Annotated in this window: 5 protein-coding genes and 1 pseudogene; all 6 read left to right on the top strand. The window is 36.2% G+C overall.

What is annotated here, in order from left to right:
• The first annotated feature begins 821 nt into the window (after positions 1 to 821).
• The 6 genes and pseudogenes from HRG09_RS27120 (at position 822) to HRG09_RS27095 (ending at position 7660) form a co-directional block, all read left to right on the top strand.
• A complete protein-coding gene (locus HRG09_RS27120; protein WP_254610191.1) occupies positions 822 to 1697 on the top strand; it encodes an amino acid permease in 876 nt (291 codons plus the stop codon).
• A gap of 87 nt (positions 1698 to 1784) precedes the next feature.
• Positions 1785 to 2897, top strand: a pseudogene (tnpB, locus tag HRG09_RS27115) (IS200/IS605 family element RNA-guided endonuclease TnpB); the annotation flags it as partial.
• Positions 2898 to 2968: 71 nt separating this feature from the next.
• A complete protein-coding gene (locus HRG09_RS29585; RefSeq protein WP_309232396.1) occupies positions 2969 to 3469 on the top strand; it encodes an amino acid permease in 501 nt (166 codons plus the stop codon).
• A gap of 293 nt (positions 3470 to 3762) precedes the next feature.
• A complete protein-coding gene (locus tag HRG09_RS27105) occupies positions 3763 to 5337 on the top strand; it encodes a spore germination protein (protein ID WP_174103918.1) in 1575 nt (524 codons plus the stop codon).
• Between the two features lie 26 nt (positions 5338 to 5363).
• Complete coding sequence (locus tag HRG09_RS27100; RefSeq protein WP_174103917.1) at positions 5364 to 6461, top strand: spore germination protein; 1098 nt, start codon at positions 5364 to 5366, stop codon at positions 6459 to 6461.
• On the top strand, positions 6458 to 7660 hold the full coding sequence (locus tag HRG09_RS27095; RefSeq protein ID WP_174103916.1) for a Ger(x)C family spore germination protein: 1203 nt from the start codon (positions 6458 to 6460) through the stop codon (positions 7658 to 7660). Before HRG09_RS27100 ends, HRG09_RS27095 begins: the two co-directional genes overlap by 4 nt.
• Positions 7661 to 8244 lie beyond the last annotated feature (584 nt).

The following is an 8244-nucleotide window of genomic DNA, read 5'->3' as shown; positions in this document are numbered from 1 at the left end:
ATCGGAATCGCGATGACGAACTCTTGGTAATTCTTAATCTCCAATGTTGAATTTATAACTGTTACGATCATATATTCTGTTTTCAATAAAATATTAGAGAGGATACCTTTTCGTCCACTTTTACTTAATGTGTACTTAAAGTTAGCGAAATCCTTTGATGAATCTATAAAAGTATACTAAGTAAATTGACACTCCCATCCCTAAAAGGGCAATCTGGCTAAAGCCAGTGGGATTCTTGCTATCAAGGGCGAAGTCCATTTCTGGTATCGCTGACGTGCAAGTTTGCGGTGTGCCATCAACCACTCTCACGACAGACCCTATAGCTTCGTGAGCTACAGTACTGTGACCATACCATACAGCTAGTTGCGTGTTCCAATGTTTTAGCGTCTTGTACTTGACGACACATATCATTTTACTGATAGCTTGAGTACCTCATACGATATCTTGTTTTCAAAGAACACATAGGCGTTTTAAAGACTTATTCTTGTCTATAGTTGAAGTATATCCCCAAAAAACAAGTGTTTTTCTACGAAAAAGCGATACTTTCATCCCATGCCTACAGGCGGACTAAAGTCCTGTATGGGCTTCCCTGTATCGCAAAATCTGTAAGAAATGATATATTTTCCGTTTTTTAATATAAATATGTATCAATAAATTGCATAAAAAATAATCGCGCTAAAATAATCTGAATTCTAATTGTTTTTGTATTTTTATGTAATCTCAGAGGGAAAGAAAATGAATGCATTTATTAGAAAAAAGTCCATTGATCATTTGCAAAAGGAAGGCCTTAGAAGTACTGGACTAAATCGAGTGTTAGAATTATGACAATTAACTGCAATTGGATTAGGAGGAATTATTGGGGGGGGATTTTTGTTCTAACAGGAGTAGCTGCATCTGAGCATGCTGGTCCTGCAGTTATTTTATCTTTTATTATTGCTGCACTATGCTATGCTGAATTTGCTGGACTTATCCCCGTTTCTGGGAGTGCATATACTTATAGCTATGCTGTATTAGGAGAAGGAGTAGCATGGTTAATTGGGTGGGATCTGTTGCTAGAATATATTTTAGTAGTGGGAGTAGTTGCTATTGGTTGGTCTGGATATATACAAGAATTACTTCGACAAATCGAAATACATATTCCAATTTGGGCTCAAGGGCCTCCAGGTACAAGAGATGGGCATCGAGTAGACTTAATTGCAGTTATTATAAGTCTAGCTATCGCTGGATTATTAACATTTGGTATGGAGTGGGGATCAAAATTCAACACATTGATGGTAATTATTAAGCTAAGTATTATTTTAGTGGTCGTTGCTGTCGGAAGCTTCTACATTGATTCAGCCAATTGGCATCTTTTTATGCCTTTTGGTTTTAATGGCGTAATGAGTGGTGCTGCGCTTGTATTCTTTGCAGTATTTGGATATGATACGTTAACTACAGCAGCTGAAGAAGCCAAGAATCCACAACGTGATTTACCAAGAGCTGTAGTCATATCTTTAATAATTGCATTATGTCTGTATATCGGAATGTCTTTAGTAATTACAGGAATGGCACCATATCATACATTGAATAACGCTGCACCGGTAGCTAAGATTTTCAGTGATGCAGGATTAAAATGGATTACTTTATCATTTTCCGACAGAAGACCCCTTCCTCAAAAATGTGAAGGGGTGAAAACACCAATTTTAGGTGGGAGATGAATGCCGGTAGGCGTAAGCCTACTTTTTTTTAGTATACTGTAGGTATCCTACGAAAAAAGTGAGGTGCAACCCATGTTAGTAAATTAGGCATATAAATTTCGTATCTATCCAAATAAGGTACAAGAAATATTAATTGCTAAAACCATTGGGTGCAGTCGCTTTGTATTTAACCATTTTCTTGCTCTCTGGAATGACACCTATAAAGAGACAGGAAAAGGATTAACCTATCCTTCTTGCTCTGCCGAGCTTACTCAATTAAAGAAGCAACAGGATACACTTTGGTTAAAAGAAGTAGATAGTATTGCTCTTCAATCCACATTAAAAAACCTCGCAGATGCTTTTTCGCGTTTTTTCAAGAAACAAAATGATATTCCACGATTCAAATCTAAAAACAATAAGGTTCAATCCTACACAACCAAGCAAACGAACGGCAATATTGCGATTGTAGGTAACAAAATGAAATTACCGAAACTTGGCCTTGTTCGCTTTGCCAAAAGTCGTGAAGTAGAAGGTCGTATTCTAAATGCAACGATTCGCCGTAACCCAAGTGGTACATACTTTGTATCTATCCTTGTCGAAACAGAGGCACAAGAAATGCTTAAAACGGAATCCACTTGTGGAATGGACGGTGGGTTAAAAGATTTTGCTATTCTTTCTGATGGAACAACATACAAGAACCCTAAATTTTTCCGTATATTAGAAGAAAAGTTAGCAAAAGCACAGCGTATCCTTTCCAGAAGAACGAAAGGTTCTTCGAACTGGAACAAGCAGCGTGTGAAAGTTGCAAGAATCCATGAACATATTGCCAATGCGAGAGCTGATTACTTACATAAACTCTCTACTGAAATCATCAAAAACCACGATGTCATCGGTATAGAAGACTTACAAGTCAGTAACCTGCTCAAAAATGGAAAGCTTGCAAAAGCAATTAGTGAAGTATCTTGGTCACAATTTCGAACGATGTTGGAATATAAGGCAAAATGGTATGGCAAACAAGTTGTTGTGGTATCTAAAACATTTGCTTCTAGTCAGTTATGTTCCAATTGTGGATACAAGAATAAAAACGTTAAAAATCTAATAATTCGTGAGTGGAATTGCCCTTCTTATGGCACACATCACGATAGAGATCGGAATGAAGCACTCAACCTGAGAAACGAAGCAATTCGTCTCTTAACCGTAGGAACTACGGGGATAGCCTAATCCATTAGAGTTCGATAGAACTCTGTACTTAGGAATCTCCCACTTCAAACAGTCCGTAAGGACGTTAAGTGGTGAGTAGTTCAATTATCTCTGCAGCAGCTATTACAGGCATACTTTCTGTTTTATTTTCGTTCACACTTGCAGGTTCGCGAGTTCGATTTGCAATGAGTCGAGATAGATTATTACCAAAATGGTTTACAAAGGTACATCTTAAATATAAGACTCCACATCGTCCTACATTAATTATAGGTATGATTACAGCAATAATATCAGGATTTACCCCTATTAGTGAGGTGGTCGAATTGATTAATATTGGTAAATTATCAGCATTTATATTAATTTGTTCTTCTATCATTGTATTAAGAAAGAAAAGACCAGATTTAGAAAGGAAATTTAAGACGCCTTTTGTCCCTGTAATTCCGTTGATTGGGATTTGTTTTTCATTATATCTTATCATCAGTCTTCCAGAAGTTACTTGGATTCGTTTTATAATCTGGATGCTTATTGGACTTGTTATATATATGTTATATGGAAAAAACAAAAGTAATTTGGCTAAAAATATAAATAAATAGTTAGTTAAATTAAAGTGAAAAAGATGCTAGAGATAGCATTTTTTTGCTTTAATGGGTATTATTACATGATTTTATACTTAATATTTTGGGGAAGCTTTATAAAAAAAGACCAGATTTGATAAAATCTTGTTCCTAGGAGGATGCATTTATAAGATGATGAAAATGTGGAATATGTTTGTTTCCTATCTTCCGGATTGGAAAGTTTTTGTACAAGCTTTTATCGTATTTTTAATTACATATATTATCTCAAGATTTTTTCATTGGGTCAGTATATCAGAGAAAGAGTGATAAAAATGAGTTGGTGGGAATCAAAGGACAAACAAGTACAAAAAAATACCATTCAAAGCAATCCTAAACAACAAACTAAGCCTTCTCGAAACTCAACGGTTCATTTTACGGGTGACTTCACATCAGACTTAGAACTCATAAGACAAGAAATCGGTCATAATTCTGATGTTCACTTTCGGGAGTTTAATATTGGGCGCAAAGGCATTCGAGCTGCGATCATTTTTGTCGATGGACTATCAGATAAAGAGCTAATCGATAAACATATTATGAATTCACTAATGGTTGATTTTTTCGATGAATATAAAAACGAAACTACTTATGTGGAAGAGACCGTTTCGAAAGAATTTATTAAAAATAAAGTTCTTTCTATTAGTGAAGTAACAGAAGTCCATTACATAAAAGATTTGATTCCAAAAGTATTGACAGGTTCGACAGCCCTTCTAGTTGAGGGATTAATAGATGTGTTCATTCTTGGTACAACAAAAACAAACAAACGGAATATTGAAGAACCAGTATCAGAAGCATTAGTCAGAGGTCCACGGGTAGGTTTTACGGAAGTATTAAGTGATAACACCGCTCTTTTGCGGCGTCATGGTGAAAATGAGACTTTATCATTGATAAAGCTTCAAGTAGGGGAACGTGCAAAAAAAGAGCTAGTTATGGCCTTTATTAAAGATCTTGCTAGTCCAGAATTAGTGGAAGAGGTAAAAACAAGAATTCAGAAAATAAATATAGATAGTGTGCCTGAATCTGGTTATATAGAGCAACTTATTGAAGATAATTACCTCAGTCCTTTTCCACAAGCTCAGAATACAGAACGTCCTGATCGTGTTATTAGTGCCTTGATGGAAGGACGGATAGCAATTTTACTGGATGGGACACCATTCGCATTAATTGTTCCAGTTACATTTAGTATGCTGTTACAATCACCAGAAGATTATTATGAACGCTGGATTCCAAGTACGCTTCTCCGCCTATTGCGTTTCTTTGCAGCTTCTATTTCATTATTTACTCCTGCATTATATATTTCCTTTATTTCGTTTCATCCAGGGTTAATTCCCACTAAGCTAGTTATCTCTATTATAGGAACACGTGAAGGAGTTCCTTTTCCTGCTCTTATAGAAGCGTTGATTATGGAAGTGGCCATCGAAATTTTACGGGAAGCTGGGTTACGTTTACCTAAACCGATTGGACCGGCAATGGGGATTGTGGGTGGATTAATTATTGGACAGGCTGCCGTAGAAGCAGGGATTGTCAGTCCAATTATGGTAATCGTTGTAGCTGTTACAGCTATTTCTTCCTTTACTATCCCACAATACAGTGCAGGGATTACATTACGCATTCTTCGGTTTGTAGCCATGTTTTGTGCTGCCGTGTTTGGGTTGTACGGGGTCATTCTCTTTTTCCTCTTACTTTGTAGCCATTTGGTGAAACTGAAAAGTTTTGGCGTTCCTTATACTAGTCCAGTTGTTCCTTATCGATTAAGTGACTGGAAAGATTTTATGGTTCGCATGCCGCTAAGAATGATGAAACGGCGACCAAAGATGATGCATTCAAAAGACCCTACTCGCAAAGGGTAGCTAAAGCCGAAAGGAAGTGACTTTCAATGATTAGCAGACCCCAAGACCGAATTAAGACATCGCAAGCAGTTGTTATCGTCGTTAATTTTATACTTGGAACAGGAATCCTTACCCTACCCAGAGCATCTATGGAAAAAGTGAAAACACCGGATGTATGGATAAGTGTGATTTTAGGTGGGATAATCGCGATGGTTACAGGAGTAATTATGGTTAAATTAAGTCAACAGTTTCCCGAAAAAACCTTTTATCAATACAGCCAAGAAATTGTAGGGAAATGGACAGGGAGGTTATTTAGCTTACTTGTTGTATGTTATTTTCTTGCAACTTCAGGGTTTCAAATCCGTTCAATGGCAGAAGTCATTAGCTTTTTTTTACTGGAAGGAACTCCTACATGGGCCATTATTATACCTTTTATGTGGATAGGTCTCTATTTGATTATGAGTGGCATTAACTCAATTGCCCGGATGTTTGAAATCATATTCCCTATTACGGTGTTTATTTTTTTACTCATTTCCTTGATGAGTCTCGGAATATTTGAGATGGATAATCTCCGCCCCGTATTAGGTTTAGGAGTTAAGCCGGTGTTAAAGGGGATAAAGACAACTGCTCTCGCATATACAGGTCCTGAAATCATGTTAATCCTTTTGGTATTTATGGAGCAACCAAACAAAGCAGTAAAAGTCATTCTAGTTGGAATTTCTATTCCGTTAATCTTTTACGTAATAACGGTCGTAATGGTCATCGGTGCATTATCCGTCGATGGAGTTGTAATGGGAACATGGCCGACAATTGATCTCATGCGCAGTTTTGAAATTTCTGGTTTGATATTTGAACGTTTTGAATCTTTATTGCTTGTAATATGGATTATGCAAATATTTGCTACATATACGATCAGTTACTACGCTGCTGCATTGGGGCTAGCACAACTCTTCAAAAAGAGCATTCATCCTTTTATGTTTGCTTTGCTTCCGATTATTTATATCATTGCTATGACTTCGAAAAATATAAATGATCTACTTAAATTCGGAGATATAGTCGGCAATACTGCTTTATTTTTATTTGGGTTACTACCACTGCTCCTTCTTATCGTCACGCGATTAAAGAGAAAAGGGGGGACATCGTGAAGAATAACTTTCACTATGTACGGTTTTTTTTGACTTTGTTTTCGATGCTGGTACTCCTGTTTCTGACAGGGTGCTGGAGTAGCAAAGAAATTGAAGAGTTGAGTTTAGTTTTAGCTGTAGCATTGGATAAAGGTAAGGAGTCAACAATTGAGAAAGAGATTAAGGACCGAGGAGGAGGATATCCTAAAAGAAACATCATAACATCTACTTATCAAATTGCAAGCCAACAAACTGGGAGTAAAGGAGGCGGGGCACAACAAAAACGTTATGTTAATGTTTCTGAGACTGGAGATTCTATTCATCAAATAATCCGTGAATTTTCATTAAGAGAAGATCGGCCTTTGTTCGCTTCACATTTAAAAGTGATTGTGATTAGTGAGAATCTTGTACGCAAATATAGTTTAAACCAATTACTTGATCAGTATCTCCGTGAAAATGAGAGTAGGCTTAGCTGTCTTGTGTTAATCAGCAAGGGGCGAGCTAGTGAGACACTGGAATCAAAGGAAATAGGAGAAATTCCAGCGTTTCATTTGATTGGGATTGCAGATAATCAATATAGAATAACAAGAATTTTACCTTTTGTATCGCTCGCTAAATTAAGAGGTAAGATGGAATCAGGATCTAGTTTTCTTTTACAAAATGTGATTTCGACAAATGGTGAAGTAAAATTTGCGGGAGCTGCCGTAATCAAAGGAAATACAAATAAGTTACGTGGTTTTTTAAATGAAGAGGAATTAGAGGGGCTAATATGGATCAACGGAAAAAGGAAAGGTGGTTTGGTAAAAGGCTTTGATAAAAAGACAGGGCAACCCATCATCTACGAGATAAAGTCCATAAAAAGCAAAATCACCCCGCATGTTAAGGGAAATAAGATTTCTTTTGATGTAAACATTGAATCAGAAGGGCGTGTGTCTGAAAATTGGATGCACTCAGGAAAAGGTTTTGAAAATGAATTTTTAAAAAGGGCAGAAAAAGCTGCTGAACAAGAAGTAAAGCACTTGGTGCATCATGTAACAGAAAAAATGCAGAAAGAATATCAAGTTGACGTTGCTGGCTTTGGAAACCGATTAAGAATTGAAGACCCAAAATTATGGGCGAAAGTCAAAAAAGATTGGGATCAAACATTTAGCAGGGTACCGATTAAATATCATGTGAATGTAACCATACAAGATTATGGGGCGTCAAACTTCAAAAAGTGAGACGCCTTATTCCATTTCGCGAATGCATAATTCTAATTAATTATATTGCAAAACAAATGAATTTAAATTCAAAGCTCTTTCATCAATATAATTACCAAAGCGTTTTGTGTACCAGAAACTATCGTTATATACTCTTGACCTACATCAATACCGAAAGATTTCATCCAATTGAGTTCTGCCGTTTTTTAATGGGGAATACCAGGTGGATTATTGTTATATCCTCGTTCCACTTCGTATATTTGTATCAGAACCTTTAGAAATTCACAGTGATTATTTCGAAGTTTTTACGCCAAAATGAATTTTTAAATACTTTAAAAATTGTTTTATAAAAAATGTACTTTTTGGTAAGATTCTGTACTTTTGATTATAAATTAAAGATACGTTTGTATTAGTTTAGATTTGAAAGCACTTCAAAGGGTGGACTTTGAATTTTCTACTTAGCCTATATTCTTTTACTTACAGGCCATTTATATAAATTAGTAGTGAGAAAGGGGATACTTCCTACAGTTTTATAGTTCTAAGCTTTTTCAATATGATGAAACTGTATGAAGCGTAGTCAAGGGAGAGACACATAAAAAACGTTG

The organism is Bacillus sp. Xin1 (assembly GCF_013314535.1).
In the GTDB taxonomy this organism is placed as follows: Bacteria; Bacillota; Bacilli; order Bacillales; family Bacillaceae_G; genus Bacillus_A.
Note: the sequence above shows the minus strand (reverse complement) of the source record. Positions and strands in the feature narration are given on the sequence as shown.